Source organism: Micromonospora sp. DT229 (genome assembly GCF_049844505.1).
Taxonomy (GTDB): domain Bacteria; phylum Actinomycetota; class Actinomycetes; order Mycobacteriales; family Micromonosporaceae; genus Micromonospora.
Genome location: NZ_JBNCLD010000022.1, coordinates 68,821 through 94,662 on the forward strand (window position 1 = coordinate 68,821; position 25,842 = coordinate 94,662).

At 69.9% G+C, this 25,842-nt stretch carries 18 protein-coding genes and 2 pseudogenes; 10 read left to right on the forward strand and 10 right to left on the reverse strand.

Annotated features, from left to right (window positions below):
* The first annotated feature begins 39 nt into the window (after positions 1-39).
* The gene (locus ACLQ2T_RS25780) at positions 40-2,127 is read left to right on the forward strand and encodes an MMPL family transporter (RefSeq protein ID WP_425768942.1); all 2,088 of its coding nucleotides are present in this window, start codon (positions 40-42) and stop codon (positions 2,125-2,127) included.
* Here the strand turns inward: ACLQ2T_RS25780 and ACLQ2T_RS25785 are convergent.
* On the reverse strand, positions 2,121-3,017 hold the full coding sequence (locus ACLQ2T_RS25785; RefSeq protein WP_425768943.1) for a lytic transglycosylase domain-containing protein: 897 nt from the start codon (positions 3,015-3,017) through the stop codon (positions 2,121-2,123). The two genes, ACLQ2T_RS25780 and ACLQ2T_RS25785, sit on opposite strands and share 7 nt — an antisense overlap.
* Before the next feature lie 206 nt (positions 3,018-3,223).
* Positions 3,224-3,387 (reverse strand): annotated as a pseudogene (locus ACLQ2T_RS25790) (DedA family protein); the annotation flags it as partial.
* 129 nt (positions 3,388-3,516) lie between these two features.
* Here ACLQ2T_RS25790 and typA point away from each other — a divergent pair.
* Together typA and ACLQ2T_RS25800 are read left to right on the forward strand one after the other, a co-directional pair.
* A complete protein-coding gene (gene typA / locus ACLQ2T_RS25795; RefSeq protein ID WP_425768944.1) occupies positions 3,517-5,385 on the forward strand; it encodes a translational GTPase TypA in 1,869 nt (622 codons plus the stop codon).
* 78 nt (positions 5,386-5,463) lie between these two features.
* Entirely contained in the window at positions 5,464-6,339 is an 876-nt protein-coding gene (locus ACLQ2T_RS25800) for a serine hydrolase (RefSeq protein WP_425768945.1), read from the forward strand.
* A 34-nt stretch (positions 6,340-6,373) separates the two neighbouring features.
* Here ACLQ2T_RS25800 and ACLQ2T_RS25805 read toward each other — a convergent pair whose 3' ends face one another.
* The gene (locus tag ACLQ2T_RS25805) at positions 6,374-7,372 is read right to left on the reverse strand and encodes a TerC family protein (RefSeq protein WP_425768946.1); all 999 of its coding nucleotides are present in this window, start codon (positions 7,370-7,372) and stop codon (positions 6,374-6,376) included.
* A 318-nt stretch (positions 7,373-7,690) separates the two neighbouring features.
* Between ACLQ2T_RS25805 and ACLQ2T_RS25810 the strand changes: the two genes are divergently transcribed.
* A complete protein-coding gene (locus ACLQ2T_RS25810; RefSeq protein WP_425768947.1) occupies positions 7,691-7,984 on the forward strand; it encodes an antibiotic biosynthesis monooxygenase family protein in 294 nt (97 codons plus the stop codon).
* A 204-nt stretch (positions 7,985-8,188) separates the two neighbouring features.
* Here the strand turns inward: ACLQ2T_RS25810 and ACLQ2T_RS25815 are convergent, their stop codons facing one another.
* Together ACLQ2T_RS25815 and uvrB are read right to left on the reverse strand one after the other, a co-directional pair.
* Positions 8,189-9,043, reverse strand: coding sequence for a helix-turn-helix domain-containing protein (locus ACLQ2T_RS25815; protein WP_425768948.1), 855 nt, complete (start codon positions 9,041-9,043; stop codon positions 8,189-8,191).
* A gap of 113 nt (positions 9,044-9,156) precedes the next feature.
* Positions 9,157-11,265 (reverse strand): excinuclease ABC subunit UvrB, encoded by a 2,109-nt coding sequence (uvrB, locus tag ACLQ2T_RS25820; RefSeq protein WP_425768949.1) that lies wholly within the window; start codon positions 11,263-11,265, stop codon positions 9,157-9,159.
* Between the two features lie 301 nt (positions 11,266-11,566).
* Between uvrB and ACLQ2T_RS25825 the strand changes: the two genes are divergently transcribed.
* Positions 11,567-13,228 (forward strand): hypothetical protein, encoded by a 1,662-nt coding sequence (locus tag ACLQ2T_RS25825; RefSeq protein WP_425768950.1) that lies wholly within the window; start codon positions 11,567-11,569, stop codon positions 13,226-13,228.
* Positions 13,229-13,240: 12 nt separating this feature from the next.
* Here the strand turns inward: ACLQ2T_RS25825 and coaE are convergent, their stop codons facing one another.
* Both coaE and rpsA read right to left on the reverse strand, forming a co-directional pair.
* Complete coding sequence (coaE, locus tag ACLQ2T_RS25830) at positions 13,241-14,419, reverse strand: dephospho-CoA kinase (RefSeq protein ID WP_425768956.1); 1,179 nt, start codon at positions 14,417-14,419, stop codon at positions 13,241-13,243.
* Between the two features lie 125 nt (positions 14,420-14,544).
* Complete coding sequence (gene rpsA, locus ACLQ2T_RS25835) at positions 14,545-16,032, reverse strand: 30S ribosomal protein S1 (protein ID WP_425768951.1); 1,488 nt, start codon at positions 16,030-16,032, stop codon at positions 14,545-14,547.
* A gap of 324 nt (positions 16,033-16,356) precedes the next feature.
* Between rpsA and ACLQ2T_RS25840 the strand changes: the two are divergent.
* Positions 16,357-16,878, forward strand: a pseudogene (locus tag ACLQ2T_RS25840) (class I SAM-dependent methyltransferase); the annotation flags it as partial.
* Positions 16,879-16,899: 21 nt separating this feature from the next.
* Positions 16,900-18,318 carry a recombinase family protein gene (locus ACLQ2T_RS25845; protein WP_425768952.1) on the forward strand — a complete coding sequence of 473 codons (1,419 nt, stop codon included), beginning with the start codon at positions 16,900-16,902 and terminating at the stop codon, positions 18,316-18,318.
* A gap of 217 nt (positions 18,319-18,535) precedes the next feature.
* Here ACLQ2T_RS25845 and ACLQ2T_RS25850 read toward each other — a convergent pair whose 3' ends face one another.
* The gene (locus ACLQ2T_RS25850; RefSeq protein WP_204291263.1) at positions 18,536-19,912 is read right to left on the reverse strand and encodes a replication initiator; all 1,377 of its coding nucleotides are present in this window, start codon (positions 19,910-19,912) and stop codon (positions 18,536-18,538) included.
* Positions 19,913-20,369: 457 nt separating this feature from the next.
* Here ACLQ2T_RS25850 and ACLQ2T_RS25855 point away from each other — a divergent pair, with 457 nt between their 5' ends.
* Positions 20,370-20,939: a hypothetical protein gene (locus ACLQ2T_RS25855; protein WP_203220499.1), complete on the forward strand. Its 570-nt coding sequence runs from the start codon at positions 20,370-20,372 to the stop codon at positions 20,937-20,939.
* Positions 20,940-21,062: 123 nt separating this feature from the next.
* Positions 21,063-21,401, forward strand: coding sequence for a hypothetical protein (locus ACLQ2T_RS25860; protein WP_203220500.1), 339 nt, complete (start codon positions 21,063-21,065; stop codon positions 21,399-21,401).
* A 24-nt stretch (positions 21,402-21,425) separates the two neighbouring features.
* Here ACLQ2T_RS25860 and ACLQ2T_RS25865 read toward each other — a convergent pair whose 3' ends face one another.
* Together ACLQ2T_RS25865 and ACLQ2T_RS25870 are read right to left on the reverse strand one after the other, a co-directional pair.
* Entirely contained in the window at positions 21,426-22,865 is a 1,440-nt protein-coding gene (locus ACLQ2T_RS25865; RefSeq protein ID WP_204293283.1) for an FtsK/SpoIIIE domain-containing protein, read from the reverse strand.
* 56 nt (positions 22,866-22,921) lie between these two features.
* Positions 22,922-23,386: a hypothetical protein gene (locus tag ACLQ2T_RS25870; protein WP_203220502.1), complete on the reverse strand. Its 465-nt coding sequence runs from the start codon at positions 23,384-23,386 to the stop codon at positions 22,922-22,924.
* Positions 23,387-24,756: 1,370 nt separating this feature from the next.
* On the opposite strand from ACLQ2T_RS25870, the gene ACLQ2T_RS25875 reads away from it, so the two are divergent.
* Positions 24,757-25,770, forward strand: a complete 1,014-nt coding sequence (locus ACLQ2T_RS25875; protein WP_425768953.1) for a hypothetical protein — start codon at positions 24,757-24,759, stop codon at positions 25,768-25,770.
* Positions 25,771-25,842: the final 72 nt, after the last annotated feature.

A 25,842-nucleotide genomic window follows, 5' to 3' on the forward strand; every position in this document is an offset into this window, starting at 1 on the left:
GCGGGAGCCGGACCGAATCCAACGACCGGAGCGCCGAGCATGTCTCTGTTCACCCGTGTCGCCCGCAGTCGTCGGGCGGCGTGGCTCACCGTCGCCGTGGCCGTCCTCGTCGGCGTGGCCGTCTTCGGGCTACCCATACCCAGCAACCCGGCACCGGTCTCCGCCACCGGTCTGTCCGAGCAGTGGCAGTCCACCCAGGTGGAACGCCTCCAGCGGGAACTACCCGCCAGCGGGGTCCAGCCGGCCGTGGTGGTGGTCAGCCGCGAGGACGGCGCCCCGCTGAGCGAGGCCGACCGGGCGGCGGTCACCGAGGGCACCAGCGGGTTGCGCCAGTTGGCCGTCGGCGGGCAGGTGGCCCCGCCACAACTGTCCCCGGACAACACCGTGGCCCTGGTGGCCGTACCCCTGGACAGCACCGGCGGTCAGGAGGCCGTCGCCGACCGGGTGGCCCAGGTGCGCTCCGCCCTCAGCGACTTCCCCGGGGACCTGACGGTCGAGGTGACCGGCCCGCCGGCCTTCACCGCTGACCTGACCAAGGTCTTCGAGGGCGCGGACGTGACCCTGCTGCTCTTCACCGCCGCCGTCGTGGCCGTGCTGCTGCTGGTCACCTACCGCAGTCCGGTGCTGTGGCTGGTGCCCCTGGTCGTCGTGGCCGCCACCGAACAGATCACCCTGCGCGCCCTGGAAACGATCATTCCGGCGGTCGGCATCAACTTCGCCGGCGGCGCCGTCACCGGCATCGCCAGCGTCCTGGTCTTCGGCGCGGCCACCAACTACGCCCTGCTGCTGATCGCCCGCTACCGGGAGGAACTGCGCCGCGAGGAGGACCGCTTCACGGCGATGCGGGCCGCCCTGCGGCGTACCGCCGAGCCGATCCTGGCCAGCGGCAGCACGGTCATGCTCGGCGTACTCACCCTGCTGTTGAGCGAGCAGGAGAGCAACCGTGCCCTGGCCGTGGCCTGCGCCACCGGCATCCTGCTCGCCATGGCCTCGGCCCTGTTCGTCCTGCCCGCCGCCCTGGTCCTGCTGGGACGCCGACTGTTCTGGCCCTTCGTGCCCACCGCCGGCAGTGTCGGCCGCGAGGGCCGGATCTGGGGCGCCCTCGGCTCCGCCGTGATCCGTCGCCCGGTACCGGTGGCGGTGCTGGCCACCCTGCTGCTCGCCGGGCTGGCCCTCGGTGGCCTCGGCATCCGCACCGGGCTGTCGGAGACCGAGCAGTTCCGGGTGAAGCCCGAGGCGGTCGCCGGGGCGCAGACCCTGGCCCGCGCCTTCCCGGCCGGCACCACCCAACCGCTGGCGGTGATGACCAACCCGGCCGCCGTGCCGGCGGTCACCGCAGCCGCCGCCGAGGTGCCCGGAGTGGCCTCCGCCCGACCCGGCCCCGCCGGTGCCGACGTGGCCCAGGTCGACGTGGTCCTCGAAGCCGAGCCGGGCACCGAGGCCGCCGACCAGGCCCTGGAGCGACTGCGGGACACCGTCGGCGCCGTCGACAACTCGGCGCCACCGGCCGTGGCCGGGATCGAGCAGCCCTCCGGAGCGGTCGTCGGGGGCACGGTCGCCGGCCGGTACGACTCCGCCGCCGCCGACGCCAAGGACCTGCGGCTCATCCTGCCGCTGATCCTGCTGCTCGTCGGCGCCGTGCTGATCCTGCTGCTGCGCGGACTGCTGGCCCCGGTGCTGCTGGTGGCCACGGTCGTCGCCTCGTACTTCGCCAGCCTCGGCGGGGCCTGGTTGATCTTCGAGTACGTGTTCGACTTCCCGGCGATGGACACCGGGGTGCCGCTGCTGGCCTTCGTCTTCCTCGTCGCCCTCGGGGTCGACTACAACATCTTCCTGGTCACCCGGGCCCGTGAGGATGCCCGCAGCACCGGCACCCGCCAGGGCATGCTCTCCGCCCTACGGGTCACCGGCGGGGTGATCACCAGCGCCGGCATCCTGCTCGCGGCGGTCTTCGCCGTGCTCGGGGTCCTGCCGCTGATCACCTTGACCCAGATCGGGATCATCGTCTGCCTCGGGGTCCTGCTGGACACCCTGCTGGTGCGTACGGTCGTCGTCCCGGCCCTGGCCTTCCTGCTCGGTGAGCGGTTCTGGTGGCCGGGCCGGATCGCCCCCAAACCGGCTCAGTAGCCCAGGCAGACGCACTCCGTCATCAGGGCGCGCACGTTACGCACGTAGCTCGGGTTGGGGATGGCCAACGGCTGCCCCTCCCGAGCTACCGCGTGATGACCGTAGTTGTAGGCGGCGATGATCGCGTTGAGCAGACAGGAGTTCAGTTCGCTCGTGCACAGATCGGTGTCCAGGCGGTAGTCGGCGTCGAAGTACATGTCGCCGATGTACTTGGTGAGCCAGGCCAGGTAGGTGGCCCCCAGGAAGGCGTTGTCCCGGTAGTCCCACACGTCGTGGTTCTGGCCGAACCGCTGGTTCATCCAGGTCGCCGTGTCCGGCATGACCTGCATCAGGCCGATGCCGCCGTCACAGGCGACGATGTGGGACTGCCAGCCGCTCTCCTGCCAGGCCGTCGCCTTGATCAGATTGGCCGGGATCCGGATGTCCGGCGCCGAGGTCGGCCAGTAGGTGCGACCTGCCGCCTCGGTCAAGGCGGCCTTGACCTGCGCCCGGCTCGCCTCGTCGCCCTTGTAGCTGGGTTTGCAGCCGCTCGGGGCGGGCTTCGGCGGAGCCGGCGGCACCTTCGTCTCCGTCGGCGGCTTCGGCACCGAACGGGGGGCCGTGCTGGTACGCCGGGGCTTCGGCGGCGCCTTCGTCGTCGCCTTCGCACTGGGCCGGGCGCTGGCCTTCGGCGCGGCACCCAGCGACTCCACCGCCTCGGGGGTCGGGCTGGCCTCGTCCGGGGTGGCCGAAGTGCTCGGCTCCACCACGGACGCCGGCTCCTCCTCGGGCAGGGCGACCGGGGCGGGCAACTCGCCGGCCGGAGGGTCCACCCTGGCGCATCCGCCCCCGGCGACCAGTAGCGCACCCACCATCAGTGCCACCGCGAACCGGCTGACCTTGCGCCCCATCCGGGCCCCCTTCGGCAGTCACGAACCGCCGCCGCACCCTAACAACTATCGACCGGCGCGGTGATCCCGTGCGGACCCCGGCGCTGCTCAGGTGGGCACCACCGCCAGGACCACCAGGGGCACGAAGGCACCGACCGTGCCGACCACACTGAGCAGGTCACCCCGCCAGAGCCGGTGCCGAAATGCCTGCACCCCGGCCACCACCGCGTGTAGGTGAGGAAACCGACAAGCAGCAGAGTGGCCTCCCCCGGCGCGACCAGGCCGATGATCACCCCGGTCTCGGCCGCCACACCAGCGCCGCCACCAGCCCCGCCACCAGGTAGATCAGCCAGAACGGCAGGTGTTGCAGCGAATTCAGCAGTTCATGCACGCCGGCCCCCCGGGTCACCTCGGCAAGGCTGCCCCGTAAGTGTGACAGCGCCGACATGTGGCGCAGCGCACGGTGCCACTGGCGACCCCGACGCCGCATAGGCTCGGCACAGGCGGGAGGATGGAACTCATGCAGCTTCGCACCGACCTCCGCAACGTCGCCATCATCGCTCACGTCGACCACGGCAAGACCACCCTGGTCGACGCCATGTTGCGGCAGTCCGGCGCCTACGGCGCCCGGGGCGAGGTGACCGAGCGGGTGATGGACTCGATGGACCTCGAACGGGAAAAAGGCATCACCATCCTGGCCAAGAACACCGGCGTGCGCTACCTGCCGGCGGACGGCTCCGACCCGGTCACCATCAACATCATCGACACCCCCGGCCACGCCGACTTCGGCGGCGAGGTGGAACGTGGGCTCACCATGGTCGACGGGGTGGTGCTGCTGGTCGACGCCAGTGAGGGCCCGCTACCGCAGACCCGGTTCGTGCTCCGTAAGGCCCTCAAGGCCCGCCTGCCGATCATCCTGGTGATCAACAAGGTGGACCGTCCGGACGCCCGGATCAAAGAGGTCGTCGACGAGGCCTACGAACTCTTCCTCGACCTGGACGCCGACGAGGCGCAGATCGACTTCCCGATCGTCTACGCCTGCGCCCGCGACGGCATCGCCTCGCTGACCCAGCCCGCCGACGGTGCCGTGCCGCAGGACAGCACCAGCCTGGAGCCGCTGTTCCGTACCCTGCTGGACACCATCCCGCCGCCCACCTACGACGAGGAGGCGCCGCTCCAGGCCCACGTCACCAACCTCGACGCCTCCCCCTTCCTCGGCCGGCTGGCCCTGTGCCGGGTCCGGCAGGGCACCATCGCCAAGGGGCAGACCGTGGCCTGGTGCCGCACGGACGGCAGCACCCAGCGGGTACGCATCTCCGAACTGCTGATGACCGAGGGCCTGGAGCGCAAGCCCGCCGACTCGGCCGGACCGGGCGACATCATCGCGGTCGCCGGCATCCCCGAGATCATGATCGGCGAGACCCTGGCCGACGCGGAGAACCCCCGGCCACTGCCGCTGATCACCGTCGACGAGCCGGCCATCTCGATGACCATCGGCACCAACAACTCGCCGCTGGTCGGTCGGGTCAAGGGTGCCAAGGTCACCGCCCGGATGGTCAAGGACCGCCTGGACAAGGAACTCGTCGGCAACGTCTCGCTGCGGGTGCTGCCCACCGAGCGACCGGACGCCTGGGAGGTGCAGGGCCGGGGCGAGCTGGCGCTGGCCATCCTGGTCGAGCAGATGCGCCGCGAGTCCTTCGAGCTGACCGTCGGCAAGCCCCAGGTGGTCACCAGGGAGATCGACGGGCGGACCTGTGAGCCGGTGGAGCGGCTGACCATCGACGCCCCGGACGAGTACCTCGGCGCCATCACCCAGCTGCTGGCCACCCGCAAGGGCCGGATGGAGCAGCTGGTCAACCACGGCACCGGCTGGATCCGGATGGAGTGGCTGGTCCCGGCGCGCGGGCTGATCGGCTTCCGCACCGAGTTCCTCACCGAGACCCGGGGCACCGGCATCCTGCACCACGTCTTCGAGTCCTACGAGCCCTGGTTCGGCGAGCTGCGTACCCGCAACAACGGCTCGCTGGTCGCCGACCGGGCCGGCAGCGTCACCGCGTTCGCGATGACCAACCTCCAGGAACGCGGCCAGCTCTTCGTCGAGCCCGGCACCGAGGTGTACGAGGGCATGATCGTCGGGGAGAACTCCCGCTCCGACGACATGGACGTCAACATCACCAAGGAGAAGAAGCTCACCAACATGCGCTCGTCGACCGCCGACGAGACCGAGAAGCTGATCCCGCCGCGCAAGCTGTCGCTGGAGCAGGCCCTGGAGTTCTGCCGCGAGGACGAGTGCGTCGAGGTCACCCCGGCCGCCGTACGCATCCGCAAGGTGACCCTCGACCAGACCCAGCGGGCCCGTGCCACCGCCCGCCGCAAGCACGCCGGCTGACCCCGCCCGTTTCAGGAAGGGCCCCTTCACCTCACCAGAGGTTGAGAAGGGGCCCTTCCTTTCCGCTACCCTCGGCGGGTGATCTTCGAGGGGTGGGAGGCGCGGCTCGATGCGGCGCCGGGGACCATCTCGGTGTACGCCGGTGCCCTGAACGCCCCGCCCGCCTGGACCCGCCACCCCGAGGCCACCCACTACGCGGCGAGCACGATGAAACTGGCCGTGCTCGCCGCACTGCACCGGGTCGCGGAGAACGGTGGACCCGACCTGGACACCCCGATCGAGGTGACCAACCGGTTCACCTCGGCCTCACCGGACGCCGCCGGCTTCTCCTGCGCCCGGGAGTACGACAACGACAGCCTGGTCTGGGAACGACTCGGCCAGCGGGTGTCACCCCGGTGGCTGGCCGAGCGGATGATCGTACAGTCCAGCAATCTCGCCACGAATCTGCTCATCGAGCAGGTCGGGCTGGCCGCCGTGGCGGAGGTCTGGGCGTGCGTCGGCGCCCGGCACAGTGTCACCGGCCGCGGCATCGAGGACTTCGCCGCCCGGGAGGCCGGGATCAGCAACCTGGTCACGGCCGCAGACCTGGCCGCCCTGCTCGACGCCATCGCCGCCGGGGCCACCCGGGCCGGACCACTAGTCTCGCCGGCCGGCTGCGCGGCGATGCTGGAGGTGCTCTGCGCTCAGCAGATCCGGCAGGACATCGCCGAGGGACTTCCCGCCGGCACCCGCCTGGCCCACAAGAACGGCTGGGTACGCGGCGTCCGGCACGGCGCGGCGGTGGTCTTTCCCGATGACGCCGCCCCGTACCTGCTCGTGGTCTGCACCACCACCCCGCTCGGCGAGGACCAGCGAAGCACGGAGGCCGACCTCGCCGCCCGCCGACTGATCGCCGACATCTCGACCCGGGTCTGGCAGGCCCGCCACGACCTGGCCACCACCGGCCCGCGCTGAGGCCCCGGCTCAGCCCTCTGCCCTGGCTCAGCTCTCAGCTCTCTGCTTTGGCCGGTTCCCGTCGTCGGTCCCGCGAGGACTTGGCCAGGCTGACCACGGTCGCCACCGCCAGGGTCACCACGATCACCAGCAGGGACAGCCAGGTCGGGATGTGCGGCGCCCAGCCCACCGGCTCGCCACCGTTGAGGAAGAACACCCGGTTCTCCGCCAGCGCCTCCAGGACCAGCTTGACCCCGATGAAGCCGAGCACCACGGCCAGGCCGTAGCTGAGGTAGATCAGCCGGTTCAGCAGGCCACCGAGCAGGAAGTACAACTGTCGTAGCCCCATCAGCGCGAAGACGTTGGCGGTGAAGACGAGGTACGGCTCGTGGGTGATGCCGAAGATCGCCGGGATCGAGTCCAGCGCGAAGATCAGGTCGGTGGTCCCGATCGCGATCATGACGACGAGCATCGGGGTGACCTTCCACCGGCCCTGCTCCCTGGCGGTCAACCGGGCCCCGTGGTACTCCCGGGAGATCGGCAGGGCCCGGCGGCTCCACCGGATCAGCACGTTCTCCTGGAACTCCTCCTCCGCCGACTCGCCCTGCCGGGCCAGGTTGATCCCGGTGTAGATCAGGAAGGCGCCGAAGATGTAGAGCACCCAACTGAACTGCGAGATCAGCGCGGCCCCGGCCGCGATGAAGCCACCCCGCATGACCAGCGCCAGCACGATCCCCACCAGCAGCACCTTCTGCTGGTACTGCCGAGGCACCGCGAAGCGCGCCATGATGATCATGAAGACGAAGAGGTTGTCCACCGAGAGGCTGTACTCGGTCAGCCAGCCGGTGTAGAACTGCCCGGCCACGCTCCCCCCGGCGGTGGCCCAGAGCCCCACGCCGAAAAGCAGGGCCAGCCCGACGTAGCAGGCCACCCAGAGGGTGGACTCACGCACGCTCGGCTCATGCGGGCGCCGTCCGATGATGAACAGGTCCACCATGAGCACCCCGGCCAACACGACGAGCGTGATGGCCCACACGAGTCCGGACACCTCCACAGTCTCATCTCCGACCCGGCAGCCAGCAACACACCACGCACCCAACCGGTGCCGCGCCGTGACTCACCCACCCTAGCCTTCCTAGGAGGCTAGGTGTCCTCCACCCCGCACCAGCGCCACCCGCACCCGCACCCGCCGACCACCCCGTTGATCATGAGGTTGGCGGCGAAGTCGATCTCCCCGACTGCCGCTAACCTCATGATCAACGGGGTCAGGGAGGTGGATCGGGGTGGGTGGGGGTTTGGGCCGGCAGCCCGGGGGGTGAGAATCGGGGCGGGCGGGCCCTCGGCGGATCGGCCGCCGTGGCAGGCTGCCGGCATGGTTCTTGAGGTCGCGTTGATCGACGTGGTGCCCGGTCAGGAAGACGCCTTCGCCGCCGCGTACGCCGAGGGGCACCCGGTGTTGGCGACCACCCCGGGCTGCCGCTCGGTACGGATGACCCGGGGCATCGAGTCACCCTCCCGCTTCGTGCTGCTGGTCGAGTGGGACTCAGTCGAGGCGCACGAGCAGAACTTCCGGGCCAGCGAACGGTTCCTCCGGTGGCGGGAGTTGATCGGCCCGTACTTCGCCAACCCGCCCCGGGTCGAACACTTCGTGAACGTGCCGGCCTAGCTGGTCACGAACGACCCAGGCGTCGGCCCACACCCCGGCGTCCGCCTCCGCGGCCGACTTTCTGTCGTACCCCTGTTCTAGCCTGCGCCTCGCGTCGGCACCGCCTCCCGACGGCTACGGGGGCGCCGGGCCGGTGCCGACGCGCCCACCCTCAGCTGGCCGCCGTGATCGCCGCCAGGGCCATGCCCGCCGACGCGCCCATCCTCACCCGCCGAGCCAACCGGCCAGCACCTGAGCCGTCTCCTGTTCGGGCAGCGCCGCCTCCAACAACCGTTGGGTCATCCGCTCGTACCGGTCGACGTCCGTCGCGGTGGTCAGCCGCACGTCAGTGGTCAGCGCCTCCAGCATCACCGTCCGCGGATCCGCCGGATCCGGGAAGGAGTAACAGGAAAAGGGGGTCAGCGGCAGCGGGCCCACCTCCGTCCCGTTCGGCAGCAACCGGATCGTCACATGCGGCAGCTCGGTCAGATCCAACAGGTGGCGTACCTGATCCCGCCAGACCTCGACCGGGTCACCGGCCCGCTCGCAGGCCGCCTTGGTGATCAGCGCCGTGTAGTGCGGCGGCTCGATCCGGCGCAGCACCGCGTGCCGGGCGGACCGGGCCCGCAGGTCGGACTCCACATCCACCTCGGGGTCGATGAGCTGACCGGCGGCGATGCGCAGCCGGGCGTACGCCGAGGTTTGCAGCAGGCCCGGCACTACGCAGGGCTGGTATTCGACGATGCCCGCCGCCCCGGCTTCGAGTTCGGCGTAGGTGCGCTGCCGTAGCCCCATCTCGCCCAGCGCCTTCCACCAGCCTCGGCTGGTGGCGGCGTCACGGGCGATGACGATCAGGGCGTCGCGCTGGGAGGGCGGCACCTGGTAGACGTCGAGCAGATCCAACACGTCGGCCAGATCGGGACGACTCTGCCCCAACTCGATGCGGGACAGCTTGGAGGTGGAAGCCCAACCCAGCCGGTCACACACCTGTTCCAGGGTCAGTGTCTCTCGGCGCCGAAGCTGTCGCAGCTCCGCTCCGAGCCGCGCTCGTCGAATGACCGGACTCGTTGGCAACGGCATCCCCGCCTCCCACCGAGGGAGAGTACGCACGGCGATCACCCAGCGCAATAGGATGCTCGCATTCCGCTATTCTCCCGGGCCGGAACAGCTTGTCGCGAGAAGGTCCACCCGGATCACCGCACGCCGGCCGCGTCCATCCCCCGCAACTCCTTCTTCAGCTCGGAGACCTCGTCGCGGATCCGGGCGGCCAGCTCGAACTGAAGCTCTCGCGCGGCGGCCAGCATCTGGTCGTTGAGTTCCTGGATGAGCTGCGCCAACTCGGCCCGCGCCATGCCCTCCCGGGCAGGGGTGGCGGCACCGGCCCGGCCCCGACTGCGGGTCTCCTTGACCGGCGCCTTGCCTCGGGACAACTGCCGCACCGCCCCGCCGACCCGGGTGGCCTCGGTGTCCTCCGCCTCCCGGTAGATGTCGTCGAGGATGTCGTGGATCTTCTTACGCAGGGGTTCGGGACTGATGCCGTGCGCCTCGTTGTGCGCGATCTGCTTGGCCCTACGCCGGTTCGTCTCGTCGATCGCGTTCGCCATCGACGGGGTGATCTTGTCGGCGTACATGTGCACCTGGCCGGAGACGTTACGCGCCGCCCGGCCGATGGTCTGGATCAGCGACCGACCGCTGCGCAGGAAGCCTTCCTTGTCCGCGTCCAGGATCGCCACCAGGGACACCTCCGGCAGGTCCAGGCCCTCCCGCAGCAGGTTGATGCCGACCAGCACGTCGTAGTCGCCCCGGCGCAGTTCACGCAGCAACTCCACCCGGCGCAGGGTGTCCACCTCGGAGTGCAGGTAGCGCACCCGGATGCCGTTCTCCAGGAGATAGTCCGACAGGTCCTCGGCCATCTTCTTGGTCAGTGTGGTGACCAGGACCCGCTCGTCCCGCTCGGTCCGCAACTTGATCTCGTGCATCAGGTCGTCGATCTGGCCCTTGGTGGGCTTGACCACCACCTCCGGATCCACCAGGCCGGTCGGTCGGATCACCTGCTCGACGAACTCCCCCTGGGACTGTTCCAGCTCCCAGGTCCCCGGAGTGGCCGACAGGAAGACCATCTGCCCGACCCGCTCCAGGAACTCGTCGAACCGCAGGGGCCGGTTGTCCGCAGCGCTGGGCAGCCGGAAGCCGTGGTCGATCAGCATCCGCTTGCGGGAGGCGTCGCCTTCGTACATGCCGCCGATCTGTGGGATGGTCACGTGCGACTCGTCGATCACGGTCAGGAAGTCGTCCGGGAAGTAGTCGAGCAGGCAGTGCGGTGGGCTGCCCGGCAACCGGCCGTCGATGTGCATCGAGTAGTTCTCGATGCCGGAGCAGAAGCCCACCTGCCGCATCATCTCGATGTCGTACGTGGTGCGCATCCGCAACCGCTGCGCCTCCAACAGCTTGCCCTGGCGATCCAGCTCGGCGAGTCGCTCGGCCAGCTCGGTCTCGATGTCGCGGACGGCCCGTTCCATCCGCTCCGGCCCGGCCGCGTAGTGGGTCGCCGGGAAGATCAGCAGATGGTCCACCTCGCGCACCACGTCGCCGGTCAGGGGGTTGAGGTAGTAGAGCTTCTCCACCTCGTCACCGAACAGCTCGATGCGTACGGCCAGTTCCTCGTACGCCGGAATGATCTCCAGGGTGTCGCCGCGCACCCGGAAGGTGCCGCGCTGGAAGGCCATGTCGTTGCGGGTGTACTGGATGTCGACCAGGCGACGCAGCAACTGGTCGCGATCCAGCTCCTGGCCGACGGCCACCCGCACCGCCCGATCCAGGTATTCCTCCGGGGTGCCCAGCCCGTAGATCGCCGACACGGTGGCCACCACCACCACGTCGCGGCGGGTCAGCAGCGACATGGTCGCCGAGTGCCGCAGCCGCTCGACCTCCTCGTTGATCGAGGAATCCTTCTCGATGTAGGTGTCGGTCTGCGGAATGTACGCCTCGGGCTGGTAGTAGTCGTAGTAGGAGACGAAGTATTCCACCGCGTTGTCCGGCAGCAGCTCGCTGAACTCCTTGGCCAGCTGCGCACAGAGGGTCTTGTTGGGCGCCAGCACCAGGGTGGGACGCTGCAACCGCTCGATCAACCAGGCCGTGGTCGCGCTCTTGCCGGTGCCGGTCGCGCCGAGCAGGACGGTGTGTCGATCGCCCCGGCGCACCCGCCGTTCCAGATCGTCGATCGCGGCCGGCTGGTCGCCGGCCGGCTGGAACTCGCTGATGACCTGAAACCGGCCGTCGAGCCGGGGAATGTCGAGCGCCATGTCGTCCACGGTACGCGGGAGGCCCGACAGTCCGCGGTGACTACGCCCCGCAGGTGACCGGCCTCAATATTCGCATTGTGTGGTTCTTCTCACCCGGCTACCCTTTTCCCGTAGGCCGCTCGCGGCGGCCGACCGGGGTCGGTGGCGGGCCACACAGGTCATGCCGCCCCCGGCGCAGTGGGGTAGCAGCACCCGATATGTGGCGTGCGCACCCGACGTGGTCGCGCGGACGACGCGCAGACCGGCCGCCGCGAGCGCCCCTATGTCGTCACCCCATCCTGGTCCACGGCGTTCATCCTCCGTGGAGAACAGCTCACGACCACTGCCCAGCGCCCGAGCCGACCGCCGACACCGCGCCGGCTCCCGCCGACACCGCGCCGGCATCGAGCCACCGGCCATCCTCGGCCTGGACCGCCCCGGCCCGGATACCGGTCAGGCGGAACAGACCGACCCGGACACCGGCCAACCAGACCGGACCGGGGCAGGTAGCACCCGGCCAGACAGGACCGGGCCGGGTACCGGTCAACCGGGCCGGACCAGGCCAGGGCTGCCGGGCCTGGTGGGGCTGTCCCACCGACTGCTCGACCCGGTGGCCGAGGAGGAGGACCTCGCCGGAGCCGACGAGGAGGCCGAGGAGGCCCGGCAGAGGTTCGCCCGACGGCGCCGACTGACCCTGACCGGGCTGGCGCTCACCGCCGGACTCTCCGCCGTCCTGCTGGTGATCACCCTGCTCAACTGGGCCCCCCAGGAGCCGGCCAGCCGTCCGTTGACCTCGGCCGAACGGGACCGGCTGGCGGTGATGCGGGTGACCAACCAGCGCGACCTGCGGGCCGGGTTGCAGGTCACGATCGGCCGCGGCGGTGACCGCACCGACCTGCTCGGTTGGGTCGACTGGGCCCGCCGGTTGGTCTACGTCGACGTGGGCGGGCCGGGGGCGGGGGTGCTGCGGGGCCTGGCCCAGGCCACTCCCACCGTACTGATGTCCCGGCCCGACCCCACCGCGGTGCCGGCACCGGCGATGCCGCCCCCCATCCCTCCGGCCGACGGCTGGCGGGTGGCCCCGGACCAGCGGCTGACCCCACTGCTGGCCATGATCTTCGCGCTGAGCGCCGACCGCCCGGATCCGGTCGATGAGGCTTCGGGCCGGTGGGTCGGCCGGGAACGACACCACGGGGCGAACCTGGACATCCTGGAGGCACCCTGGCCGGGTGGCGAGTCGGCCGAGCACACCCGCTACGTCCTGGACCCCGACGGGAGGCTGCTCCGGCTGGAGACCACGGTCACCCCGGTCGGGCCGGTCACCGTACACCTGAATCGGGTGGACCGGCCGACCCTGCGGCCGGTCGACGCGCTGGGGGGCCGCCCCGGCCTGCCCCGCGCCCTCAACTCCACCGAGCGGGACCGCTGGCGGCGGCTGCCCGCCCGGTTGCGGGCCGCCGGTGGCGCCACCCTCACGGTGACCGTACCGGCCTCGACCGACACCAACCTGCGGGGCAGCGGCTGGTTGAGCTGGACCTCCGGTACGGCCTATCTGGGGGTCACCGACCTGGACTCCGACGGCACCCGCACCCTGGTACGCCGAGAGGGCGGCAGAGTCACCCGGATCGAGACCCCGGCGCCGGACGACCCGGCGGATCCGCCGCCCCTGCCACCACCTGGCACCGGATGGCGGGGCGGCGCGCACCGCACCCAGGCCCTCGATCCCCTCGTGGCCCGGGCCCTGCGGGCGGCCCGCGGCAGCGGCCCCTCCGGCACTCCCCGCCGGGTACGCGGCGACAACCTCACCGGCAGCGTGGTCGACGTCATCGAGGTCGGCACCGGATCGGGCAGAGCGCGGTACTGGGTGGACCGGTCCGGTCTGCTGCGCCGACTGGAACTGCCGACCCCGGGCGGCGCCTGGGCCCAGCTCGACCTGAAACCCGGCCGGGTCCCGTCGCTTCGCAAGCCGGCCAAGCCCCGCTGACCAGCACCGGCCCTAGGGGCGCCATCCGGTCCGGGCCGCCCACTCCTCCGCCCGCAGGTGCTCCTCGTCGAACCAGGGGTCCTTCGCGGTCGCATACGCCCCGCTGTCCGGTGCCGAGGCCGCCAGTTCCCGCTTGAGCATCAGATAGGCGGCCCGCCGGTCGGGGTCGGCCAGCAGGTGGTCCCGCATCAGCAGGGCGTACCGCCAGCCGGGTGACCCGGTCACCCGCAGGTGCAGATGCACCGGACGGGCCGGATCGGCGCTGCCGTGCAGCCGCTTCTCCCACCGGCCGGAACCCGCCCCTCGGGGGGTGTCCCACCAGTCACCGGGCATCCGGGGGAAGCCGGCCTCGGCCAGGGGCTGCGCCAGGGCGTCCGCCTGGGCCAGGGAGGACACGCTGAGCTGGATGTCGATGACGTCCTTGGCGGCCAGACCCGGCATCGCGGTGGAGCCGATGTGATCGATCCGCAGGTCCGCCGGGGCGATCGCCTGTCGGATCTTGGCGGCCAGCCGGGCGTACTGCTGTGGCCAGGTCGGATCCGGTCCGGTGAGGATCACCCGGTGCGCCTGGACCGCCCGCCGGTGGCGCAGGTTGTCCTCGAAGGGCGCCAGCCGCTCGTGCCACAGGGCGTCGACGGCGGCGTGCAGCTCGGCCAGGGTGCCGTCGTTGGTGAGCAGCACGTCCGCGACCGCCGCCCGGCGGGCGTCGTCGGCCTGACCGGCGATCCGCCGCTCGGCATCCGCCCGGCTCATCCCCCGGTCGCGGGTCAACCGCTCCAACCGGGTGGCCAGCGCCGTCTGCACCACCACCACCAGGTGGTACGTGGGAGCCAGCCCCACCTCCACCAGCAGGGGTACGTCGTTGACCACCACCGCCTCGGGTGGGGCGGCCGCCACCAGTTCGGCCGTACGGGCCCGTACCCGGGAGTGGATGATGGCCTCCAACCGACGGCGGGCCGCCTCGTCGGTGAAGACCAGGTCGGCCAGCGCGGCCCGGTCCAGGGCGCCCTCAGGGTCGAGTACCCGCTCGGAGAAGGCGGCCACCACCTCGGCCAGCCCCTCGGTGCCCGGGGCCACCACCTCCCGGGAGAGCTGGTCGGCATCGATGAGCACCGCGCCGCGCTCGACCAGTCGCCGCGCCACCGCGCTCTTGCCCGAACCGATTCCGCCGGTCAATCCCACCTTCAGCACGGCCTCAGTCAACCCGATCATCGCCGTACCGCCAAACAGGTCCCGCGCCCGGAAACGGCGAGGGCCCCGCCTCGAACCCGGAGATCCGGGTCGAAGCGGGGCCCTGCGCTGTGTCGGCTAGCGGGTCACTTACCGCCGGCGAGCTTCTCGCGCAGAGCGGCGAGGGCCTCGTCGGTGGCCAGGGTGCCGGCCGGCTCCTCGGCCTGGCGGCTGGGGGCCGCGCTGGTCGTGGTGGTGGTGCCGGTCGGGGCGGGCTGCGGGTTGGCAGCGGCCTCGGCCTCGGCGGCCCGAGAGGTCTGCACCTGCTTCTGGTGCGCCTCCCAGCGCTGCCGCGCCTCGGCGTACTGGTTCTCCCAGGTCTCGCGCTGCTTGTCGTACCCCTCGAGCCACTCGCCCGTCTCCGGGTCGAAGCCCTCCGGGTAGATGTAGTTGCCCTCGTTGTCGTACGTCGCAGCCATGCCGTAGAGGGTCGGGTCGAAGTGCTCCTCGCCCTCGACGAAGCCCTCGTTGGCCTGCTTGAGCGACAGCGAGATCCGGCGGCGCTCCAGGTCGATGTCGATGACCTTGACCATGACCTCGGAGCCGACCTGAACGACCTGCTCGGGGATCTCCACGTGGCGCTCGGCCAGCTCGGAGATGTGGACCAGGCCCTCGATGCCGTCGTCCACCCGGACGAAGGCGCCGAACGGCACCAGCTTGGTGACCTTACCCGGCACGATCTGCTGGATCGCGTGGGTGCGGGCGAACTGCCGCCACGGGTCCTCCTGGGTCGCCTTCAGCGACAGCGAGACCCGCTCGCGGTCCAGGTCGACGTCCAGGACCTCGACCTCGACCTCCTGGCCCACCTCGACGACCTCGGAGGGGTGGTCGATGTGCTTCCAGGACAGCTCGGAGACGTGCACCAGGCCGTCCACGCCGCCCAGGTCGACGAAGGCGCCGAAGTTGACGATCGAGGAGACGACGCCCTTGCGGACCTGCCCCTTCTGGAGCTTGTTGAGGAACTCGGTGCGCACCTCGGACTGCGTCTGCTCCAGCCACGCCCGGCGGGACAGGACCACGTTGTTGCGGTTCTTGTCCAGCTCGATGATCTTGGCTTCGAGCTCACGGCCGACGTACGGCTGAAGGTCACGCACCCGCCGCATCTCGACCAGGGAGGCCGGCAGGAAGCCGCGCAGCCCGATGTCGAGGATGAGGCCACCCTTGACCACCTCGATGACCGAGCCGCGGACGACACCGTCCTCGTCCTTGATCTTCTCGATCGTGCCCCAGGCCCGCTCGTACTGCGCCCGCTTCTTGGAGAGGATCAGCCGCCCCTCCTTGTCCTCCTTCTGGAGGACCAGGGCCTCGATGTGGTCACCGACCGAGACGACCTCTGCCGGGTCCACATCGTGCTTGATCGACAACTCACGAGAGGGGATGACACCCTCGGTCTTGTAGCCGATGTCGAGCAGGACCTCGTCCCGGTCGACCTTGACGACGGTGCCTTCGACAATGTCGCCGTCGTTGAAGTACTTGATGGTCTCGTCGATCGCGGCGAGGAAAGCTTCCTCGGAGCCGATATCGTCGATGGTGACCCTGGTGGCGCTCGAGGGGGCCTCGATGCTGCTCGTCATGTGGGCGGTTGCTCCGGTCGGATGTGTGTCACAGCAGGCTGGTGTCGCGGTGACCTGTGCGCGCCAACGGATCCGTCGGCGGGCCCACCCAAAAATCGCGTAACGAGATCTTGATGTGACTCCGTCGACCGCGCACCTGCTCCCTGCCGAGGCACACGATCCGCGAGCGCATCCACTACCCTACCCGCTGCATTACCACAGCGTGCAAGCCCTCCCGTCTCCTCATCACCGCACCACCCGCGAAAGCGGAGATTTCGCCCGGAGGGTCGCAGCCGGGACCGGGCCGCCCCGAGCCCGCTCACCCCAGGGGCCTAGCGTGATCGGGTGGACGACGACAACCGGGTGACCCGGCGCCGGGTGGGCGACACCGAGGCGCGCAGCGCCAACCGCCGCTGGTGGGACGCCGACGCCGACGCGTACCAGGCCGAGCACGGACACTTCCTCGGCGAGGTGGACTTCGTCTGGTGCCCGGAGGGGTTGCGCGAGGCCGAGGCCCGGCTCCTCGGCGAGGTGGCCGGACGCCGGGTGCTGGAGATCGGCTGCGGAGCCGCCTCGTGCGCCCGCTGGCTGGCCACCGAGGGCGCCCGGCCGGTCGCCGTGGACCTCTCCGCCGGCATGTTGCGCCACGCCGTCCAGGCCGCCGACCGCAGCGGGGTACGCGTACCCCTGGCCCAGGCCGACGCCATGGCGCTGCCCTTCCGCGACGCCAGCTTCGACCTGGCCTGCACCGCCTTCGGCGCGGTGCCCTTCGTCGCCGACTCGGCGGCACTGATGCGCGAGGTGCACCGGGTGCTGCGCCCCGGGGGTCGCTGGGTCTTCTCGGTCACCCACCCGATCGGGTGGGTATGATCTTGCTAGTATTGATGCATGACGTTGCTGAGCAGCCAGGACCGGCGAGCCGCGATCTGTCTCCGCCTCTCCGACGACCCGCACAAGGGCACGAGCCGCGAGGGCGAGGGCATCGCCCGGCAGGGTGAGGACTGCGATGGCCACGCGGAGTACAACCGGTGGCCGGTAGTGCATCGGCTTGTTGACAACGACAAGTCCGCGATGCGTCGGCGGCCCGGCTTCGAGAAGCTGCTGAAGCTCATTGCCGCCGGTGAGATCAACGTGGTTATCGCGTGGTCGAGCGAGCGGCTGCTGAAGACGAAGACCGACGAATATCGGTTCTACGAGACGTGTCTTGCCGCACCTCAGCCGGTGATCGTCTCTTACGCTCGCGGGATGACCTTCGACCTCTCGACTCCGCAGGGGCGCAAATTCTTCGACAACGCGGCGAGTGACGCGCGGTACGAGACGGAGTTGAAGTCGGAGCGCCAGAAGCGGGCGAACCGCCAGCACGCCGAGAAGGGACGCCCGGCCCCCGGTCCCCGGCCGTTCGGCTACGAGCCTGACCGCGTGACGAAGCGCGAAGCGGAGGCCAAGGCGGCGGAGGCGGTCTATCGGGCAATTCTCGCCAAGGGCAAGCTCGCGGCGCAGGTTCGCATGTTGAACGATGCCGGGCTGCGAACCGGGCAGGGAAACCTGTGGCGGACGGAGACGCTGCGCAAGTGGCTCACCAGCCCACGTAACGCCGGTCTGCGCTCGCACCGGGGCGAGGTGGTCACCAAGGCAGCCTGGCCGGCCCTGGTGGACGAGGCGACATGGCGGGCGGTCAAGGCGATCTTGGAGAACCCATCTCGCAAGAGGACCGGTAAGTCCGCCAAGGGGATGAATACCGGGCTGGCCCGTTGTGGTGTCTGCGGTGAGACGGTCAACATGAGCGGCCAGTCGAAGACCGGGGCGAAGAACTACACGTGCCGCACGGGTAAGCATGTCAGCCGGGCGGTTGAGCCCGTGGACGAGCTGGTGAGTGATGTCGTGATCGCCATCATCGAGCGTGACGGGGCTGATCTGCTGGTCGACCACGATCGCCCGGACGTGGACGCGCTGCGTGAGGAGTTGGAGGCGAGCCGCGTTCTGCTCAAGCAACTCGGGATCGACTACGCCAAGAAACGCATTCCGAGGTCAACGATGCTCGCTGGCACCGAGGCAGCCGAGGCAGATATTGCCGAGATCGAGGCGAAAATGGCCGATGCGGGCCGCGTTGACGTCCTCGGCCCGGCTGTTGCCGCCCCGAACGTGCGGGAGTGGTGGTACTCCGACGAGGTGACCAACGACCAACGCCGCGAGATCATCGGCACGCTCATGGACGTCACCATCCTTCCCGCCGTTCGGGGGCGCAAGGGGTTCGACCCCGAGACGGTGAGAATCACGCCGAAGGATTCGGCGCGTCGGGCGAGCTGACGACCGCCGGCAGCATGACGAGTGATCGGCTTGTCATGCTGCCGGCCGATCCGATCGTCGGATAAGGAGGACGAGCGCCGAGCGTTGTTCCTCTGTCAACGGGGGCCACCCGTCAAGCAGCTTGCGTACGTACTCGGCGTTGTGGCGTCGAGTCCGTCCGCCCGTCTGGCCGCCTGGGAGAGCCCGAGGGTGGCGACTTGCGCGGGCGGGTGCGGTTTCACGGCCCATCGCGGTCACCGCCCGCACGTACGTCCTGAGCGGCATCGCGGGCGGCCTGGAGGTCGTCTGCGATGGCGTCGGCGAACATGGCTTGTCCGGCGGTGTGGCCGGTTCCGGCGTAGGTCCAGTGTTTGTCGGTGATGGCGTCGGGGGTGTCGTCGTGGGTGTCCTCCTGGTGCTGGTCGCGGCGGTGTTGTTCGCGGGCGGCGCGTAGCGCGGTGTAGGTGGTGGAGTAGGCGCGGCTTTTGCTGGCGATGTGGCCTCGGTAGCCGAGTTGGTGTGCCCACCGCCGCAGGTTCAGCGCCTTGTACTCGGGTCGCCTGCCGAGGGTCCAGCAGATGCGGATGAGGGTGCGGGCGTGCTCGGTGACGGGAAGCACCGAGATGCTGATGGCGTGGCGGATGGGCCGGTCCACGGTGATGCCGGCGACATCAGGCTTGGTGACGTACTTGGCGATGTAGGAGGCCACGGCCCGCTCGGTCAAGTCGTCGTCGCCGCCGCGACCGGGCAGGATGGGCCGGATGTCGAGCTGCGCCCCGAACCGCAAGATGGTGTCGAGGCCGGGCACGGCCAGGTGCACCCGGCGCGTCGCGGTGCGGATGGTCTGCACCAGCAGCGGCAGGGTTGCCCATGCCGGGGTTGGGGTGTCGGGGGTGGGGCCGTCGAAGCGCATGACGGCGTGGAAGTGCACCGAACCGCGCCGCTGGTACTCCGCGACCTTGGCGTAGGCGACGCGGACCGTGTTGCGGGCGGCGGTGCGGGAAATGCCGCGCGTGGTGGCGATGCCCTCGTAGAGGTTGCGGTGCAGCCGTTGCCACAGGTCGCGGGTGTGGGCGTTCCACAGCACCGCGGCCGGGTAGTCGTAGCACTCCGGGCACAGTGGGGAGCCGGTGAGCGCGTCGCCGCTCGGGTGCCGGTCGAGGCACCACAACGGCCGGCCGTGACCGCAGACGAGGCCCCGACGACCGCGTGACGGCCGGCAGGGCTCGTCGGTGGTGTGCCGGTGGACCGGGCCGAAGCTCGGCGCGGTGAACGTCACGAACACACGCGGATGCCTGCGCACAGTGTCGGGGACGCCCTTGCCGCCGGCGAGCCCCGACACAACAAGTTGGTACGTGTCGCCCTGGTGCAGCCGGGCGCACGGTTCGCAGCGGGACTGGCGGCGGTTGCCGCAGGCGATGGTGAGCCGCCCGTGCGGCTGCTCCGCCGACGTGAACGCGTGCACCAGGCGGCCGGTGGCGGCGTCCACGGTCATCGTGTGGCCGACCAGGTGCACGGGATGTTGGCAACCGCCGATGTGCCGGACACGCGCCAGCCAGGCCCGGAAGTCGGGGTGCGTGGCCGTGGACAGGATCTCGCGGTCGGTGAAGGTCAATCGTTGAAAGTCGCGACTTGAGTTATTTTCGCGCATGGGAATCCCCGTCCAGAAATCTCAGGTCTATTTCTTGCTTAACAATGTCGGAGTCCAACTCCGACAATCGATGTCCTTGCATGCCCAGCCACGATGGCCATAGCGTTCCGGCAGGCATGTGAGCGTCTGTCGATTCAGGGCCCCGGATTCCGCATGCCCCATCCCCCGAAATCACGGTGGACGGCGAATAGCCGAACAGCAACCGCCGGACGCCCACACGGAAGAAGAGGCGATGGTCAATCGATTCGTAAGGCTGCTACTCACCGCAATACTGGTGATCGTCGGCGGACTCGCTGCGAGCGCCGCCCCCGCAGTCGCAGACTCCAGCCCTGCCGCTACTACGAAGGCATACACGGAAACCACGACCACAACCGGGGCCGACCAGTGCTCCAGCCCGGTAAGCGCACGCAAGGGTGCGTGGATGTGCCCGGACACGTCGAAGGTGCGGGCCAACGCGGGAACCTGCTCGGCGTTGGGCTGCTGGTACTACGTCGCGAACTACTGGGCCGAGTTCAGCGGCGATGGCGTCTACGGCTACAACGGCACCACCCTGGGCAGCACCGAGTTCTTCATCGAGGTGAAGTTCAGCGGAGGCAGCTCCACCTCAAAGCCGTTCCAGTTCGAGTCAACGCGCGGCACCAAGCAGGTCCGGGCCTCCGGCGAGCGGCTGTACTTCAGTAGCGCCCACCCCGAGGGCTACCCGGTCAGCGGTGGCGCGTCGTACCGGACGTGGAGCGGCGGCCCCTATGGAGCCTCGGCGCTGGTGAACTGCTTCGGCTCGGGCGGCTACAGCGCGTACGAGGGCACCGTGGCTCACGCCGGGGTGGCTCACCAGTTCGACTGGACAGACCCGTCCAGCTCGTACCCCGGCCGCTGGTACACCTTCATCAAGAGCCCAAAGTTCCACCGCAACTCCGCCGGTGCCTACAACCTCGACAACCCGCCGCAGATGGGTAGCGCCTGGTACGGCTCCGGGTGGAGCCCGTCCTGACGCACCGAGCGAAAACTGTCTGAGTAACCTCTGACGGTCGAGCGCCGCGTGATCGGCAATTGATCACGCGGCGCTCGATCCGCATTGCCTCCCGGATCTGAAAGAGTCGGGTAGCATCCGCTCATGGAGCAGTCTCGCCGCCGCACGGAAGCCTTCTACCTGCCTGCCGATATGCGCGACGAAGAAATCGCACCCGAACAGGTCACGCCTTCTCCCCGCCCCGGACATGGCACCGTCTACCTCCACAAGGGCCGCAGCCTAGAACGACGCATTGTGTGGGCCGCGAAGTGGGTAGACCCCCTGCCAGGAGGCCACACGGCCGGCATAGAGGAAATCGAAGGCACCCGCGACGAGGTTCTGAGGTGGGCGCGGTCGCGTCCGGCAGCGGCCCTCGTTATCCCCACAGAGCAAGAACCGTATTGGGTTCCAGCACCAGACAACGACGACGAGATCAATTTCTAGGCTCGGTCAGTCCCGGCTCTCCTTTCACGCATCCGGTGGGGTTAGCCCCGGCAGTCGCGGCGCCAGGTGTGCCGTGGCCGCAATGACCGCCGCCAGTTCCTCCGGCGACAGGTAGACCGAGCGGGCGCGGATCCAGCCGGCTTCGTCGGCGGTGGTGACCGCGATGCCCTTTACCGCCGGGTCGATCTGCTGGGCGGCGTCCACCGCGTCCGGGTAGAGGTCACCGAGAGTCATCTTCACGGTTTCCTCGTCGTTGACCCGCAGGCAGATCCGACCAGCGAGCTGGGCACGCAGCGCGGTCACGCCAGGGCCGAAGTCGGAACCGACCCGCTGCCCGGCCACGATCACGTGCACGCCCAGGGCCGCGCCGAGCTGCGCCAGCCGCAACAGGTTCGTCGTGGCCCGCAGCGCTTCATCCTTGTCCGCCCGGGAGGCGACCAAGTACAGCTCGGCCAACTCGTCGACGATCACGACCACCGGCACCGGCCGCGCATCGGGCGGAAGCTGCCAGATGTTGCGCGCCCCGTGCTGGCGGCACAGGCCCATCCGCCGCTGTGTCTCCGCGACGAGTGCGGCCAGGATGTCCGCCGCTTCCGCCCGGTCGGTGGCCAGAGCAGACAGCCGGGGTGCGTGTGGAGCCAGCTCCATGCCGCCCTTGCAGTCGATCCCGACCAGCGCCACCGGCCGCGCCGCCCACCGCGCTACGGCGGCATTGATCAGCGTGGACTTGCCCGACTGCGTGGCCCCGGTGATCAGCCAGTGCGGAAAGGTCACCAGGTCGACCACCCACCGCTGCCCGTCCTCCCGCTGCCCCACATCGGCCGCCAGGTCCGCCGGCACCGCAACCGCCGAGGCAAGCGGTTCGATGGCCTCCGAGGGGCGGGAGGTCATCGCGGCCTCCTTCAGTGGCGGCCCGGTCGCCCAGGTCGCCGCTTCCGTCCGCTTCGCGGTAAGGGGATCGGCGGTGAGGATGGTCAACCGGACCCGGCCGCGTCGTCGCGCGTCGACCCGCACCGCGTGCACACCCCAGGCGTGCGCCATCGCCTCCGCCGCGTTGACGAACGGCTCCGGGACCTGCCCCGGGTGCAGCACGATCACCGCCGTCGCCCCGAAGGAGCGGGGTCGGATACGCCGCAGCAACGGCAGGACCGGCATGATCGGCCGACCCCTCACGAGCAACGGCCCGAGTTGCTCGGTGGTGGGCCGGTCGGTGCCGGTCAAATCCGCGTTGAGGCACAGGTGCCGCCAGGACCGGCGCATCCTCGTGCGCAGCAGCGGAAACCCGAACAGGTACCAGTGCACGCGGGGTGCCAGCCGGCGCAGCAACCGCGACACCACGACCAGCGCGACGATAACGGCACCCAGGACCACAGCGGCGGTGACAATGGTGGGTAGCCATGACTGGATCCGTTCCAGGGTGACCCCCGGGAACTCCGGCGCGAAGCCGGGGAACCCGGGAGTCATCGACGGTGACGGCGTAGGCGGCGGGGCCGATGCCGGCGACATCACCTCTGCGGCGATCATGAGCCGGTGGCCTTACCGCCGCCGCGCTCCCGCTGAGGCGGACCCGGTACCGCAGCAGACGACGAGCCCGCGCGGTTGTCGGTACGGGGACGGACCGGGTAGATCGACGCCGCACGGTAGGACAAGCCGTGCCGACCCTCGATCTCCCACAGCGACACGTCCAGCTCAGTCACGCCGACCGGGCTGCCCTCCGTGACGCCTTCCGGCTGGGCGGAGGTCTGCACGTCAATCACCGATGCCTTGCGGGTACCGGCGCGGCGCACCGCGAGCCCGGTCACCCACAGGTGGTTACCGTCGCGGTCCTTGCGCTGCTCGCCGTCAAGATCGGTCTTGGGTTCCGGCGCAGCCACGCACAGCAGGCCGGTCAGACGAGAAAGATCAACAGGGATGCTGTTCACAACAAACTCCAAAGGTTGGATGAGGTAGTGCTCTACAGGTGGTGCCGTACAGGTGGTGCTCACAGGTGATGCGGTCGTCGGGACAGGGACAGCACGGAGCCGGGCAGCCCGGGGCGGGCCACGACTCCGCACCACCGACACGAGGCACGACGAGAACGGCCACGCGACGGCGCGGCCGGCATGACATGACACAGCGAACCTCCATAAAGGACAGACGGCGGCGACAGTGCCGCCCAGGACCAGGACGACGAGCACGACGGGACCGAGCCCGAGACGAGGCGACCCATGCCGGCGACCGAGGACCGGGCGGACAAGGCCAGCCGACGCGAGCCGGGCGAGCAGACGCCGCGACAACTCGCAGCCGAACGGCCACGAGCAGACGGCAGCACGGGAACCGGCGCAGACCCAGCGCACCGGGCGACCAACGATCACGGCCAGAACGCCAGGGGCGAAGCGAGCGCGGTCAGCACCCCGGAGGGGCGAAGGTGCGTACGAGTTTCCCTACTTGGTCAAGAAACGGGATCGGCATGGCCGATCCCGCGACAGAGGGAAGGAGCGGTGGGCGGGGTCGGGGGCTGCGGCCTAGCGGCCGGTCCCCCGCCCCGCCCCAGAAGGAAACAGAGCGCACACGACACCGGAGACGACCAGCACCAACGCCAGGCGTCAGAGCCTCACGCCGGACCCCCGGAGCACGGGCACACGCCACCCCGCCACCGACCACGATGGACGATGGCACGAACAGACCGCGACCACACCCGGCAGCGAGATGGGCGCGCACCCGGAGCATCGCCGCGACCAGGACGCCAGCCGACACGCCCGAACCGCGACCGGACCTCACCGATCCAGCCAACACCAGCCGAAACCGCAGGCCACAACATCGAAAGCACCGACGACGCCCGTGCGGTCGATCCACGGCCGGACTCTGAGGTGCTGCCGCGCCGGCAAGCCGGCTTGCCCCCGAACGCCGACGCTGAACACCGTGAACACCGCACCAGCAGGCACAACGCCACCGCCGATCCGGGATCCATGATCTCCACCCCCTCCCCGGGGCGTCGCATCGTGAGTAAGGGTCCTTCTACCAACTGAAGGGGACCGTTCGAGGTCCGAATATTCCAAGATCAAAAACTTCGTCGGTGCAACTCGAAGATTTTTTCTGGCCCGCGCGTACTCTCAAGAGATCACGGTCAGGCCGGCATGGGGGGCCGGTCCGGCTGTCGGTTGTGGAGCCGAGCGACAACGGGCGCTCGCAGCGGGGGCCACACAACGCCGTGGCACCCACACGCGGATCTCTCGTACGCTTGTGCGACTCCCGGCGGCGTCCGCAGCACGCCGGGGACCGCACGAAGGGTCAGCGTCGACCCGGCTTATCACCGCCGACAGGCGGCCCGGCGTGTCCCACCCAGCCCGAGGCGACGTTGGGAGGACACGAACCCGTGCCCGAACACCGAGTGCCCACCAGGCACCCCCACGGCATCGCCGTGCCCGGCCAGCTCACGTTTCGCCGCCCACCGGCCACCGGCACCGACGAGCCACCCGACCCGGTAGCTGCGCTGCTCAAACACAAGGCCCTGCCCACCAGCCAAGTCCTCTCCGCCGCCATCGCACTGTGCCGCGTCGGCGTGCCGAAGGGATGGATCACCGGCAGCAACGATCCCCGCCCCGCGCCCGCCGATCAGGTGCTGCGCCGCCTGCTCGCCGACGACGCCACCCACGAGATCAAAGACCAGGTATGGCGGCACATCGTCGGCCAGGTCCGCGACGACCCCGACAACCGCGAGGACTGGAACCTCTACGCCCTCGGCGTCGCCGCCGGTGGACTCCTGTCCCGCTCCGCCCGCCTCGCCATGCCCGACGACCCCGCCAACCGCGTCATACAAGCTCAGTACCGGCTGATTCACGCCTTCCTCGACCGGATGCAAGCCACCGTGACCACCGCGGCCGGCCACACGCGGTGGCGGCTGGACATCGCCCGGCCCAACGTCTACTCCCGGCTGCTTGGCGGCGCGTACGACCAAGCCAGCGGACGCACCGCACACCGCCGCAAACAGCGCACCCGCCGCCCCGACGAAACCGCAGCCGAGCACCAAGCCCGCATCGCGCGCCTCCGCGAGGAAGAACCCCGAGAGATGCCCGTGGGCGGCGACGACGAACTCAGCGCCCACCACGCCAAGCACCACAACGGACCCGACCGGCGAGGCACGGAGGCCGTCATCGCCCGCCTACAAGAATTCGTCGCCCAGTCCGCACAGATGCCACCCGCCGACCGGATCGACCCCACCAGCGCCGAACTCCTGCGGCGTACCTACCTCGATGGCGAACCCCTCGGCCAAGTCGCCGCCGATCTGAACCTGTCCCCAAGCAACGCATCCAAACGCCGCGCCACCGCCGCCCGGCAACTCCGACGACTCATCGCCCGGCGTCTACCCCAACAGCGACCACACAGCTAAGAGCGTGTCTCAGGTGGTGAGTTTGAGGTAGCGCTTGTGGCAGGTCAGGGCGGCGGCGAGGGTGACGAATGC

Bases quoted from the DNA above. Each gene is read 5' to 3' on its own strand.
- ACLQ2T_RS25780 (WP_425768942.1), top strand. From the start codon at position 40: ATGTCTCTGTTCACCCGTGTCGCCCGCAGTCGTCGGGCGGCGTGGCTC.
- ACLQ2T_RS25785 (WP_425768943.1), bottom strand. From the start codon at position 3,017: ATGGGGCGCAAGGTCAGCCGGTTCGCGGTGGCACTGATGGTGGGTGCG.
- typA (WP_425768944.1), top strand. From the start codon at position 3,517: ATGCAGCTTCGCACCGACCTCCGCAACGTCGCCATCATCGCTCACGTC.
- ACLQ2T_RS25810 (WP_425768947.1), top strand. From the start codon at position 7,691: ATGGTTCTTGAGGTCGCGTTGATCGACGTGGTGCCCGGTCAGGAAGAC.
- ACLQ2T_RS25815 (WP_425768948.1), bottom strand. From the start codon at position 9,043: ATGCCGTTGCCAACGAGTCCGGTCATTCGACGAGCGCGGCTCGGAGCG.
- uvrB (WP_425768949.1), bottom strand. From the start codon at position 11,265: ATGGCGCTCGACATTCCCCGGCTCGACGGCCGGTTTCAGGTCATCAGC.
- rpsA (WP_425768951.1), bottom strand. From the start codon at position 16,032: ATGACGAGCAGCATCGAGGCCCCCTCGAGCGCCACCAGGGTCACCATC.
- ACLQ2T_RS25845 (WP_425768952.1), top strand. From the start codon at position 16,900: ATGACGTTGCTGAGCAGCCAGGACCGGCGAGCCGCGATCTGTCTCCGC.
- ACLQ2T_RS25855 (WP_203220499.1), top strand. From the start codon at position 20,370: ATGTGCCCGGACACGTCGAAGGTGCGGGCCAACGCGGGAACCTGCTCG.
- ACLQ2T_RS25860 (WP_203220500.1), top strand. From the start codon at position 21,063: ATGGAGCAGTCTCGCCGCCGCACGGAAGCCTTCTACCTGCCTGCCGAT.
- ACLQ2T_RS25865 (WP_204293283.1), bottom strand. From the start codon at position 22,865: ATGACTCCCGGGTTCCCCGGCTTCGCGCCGGAGTTCCCGGGGGTCACC.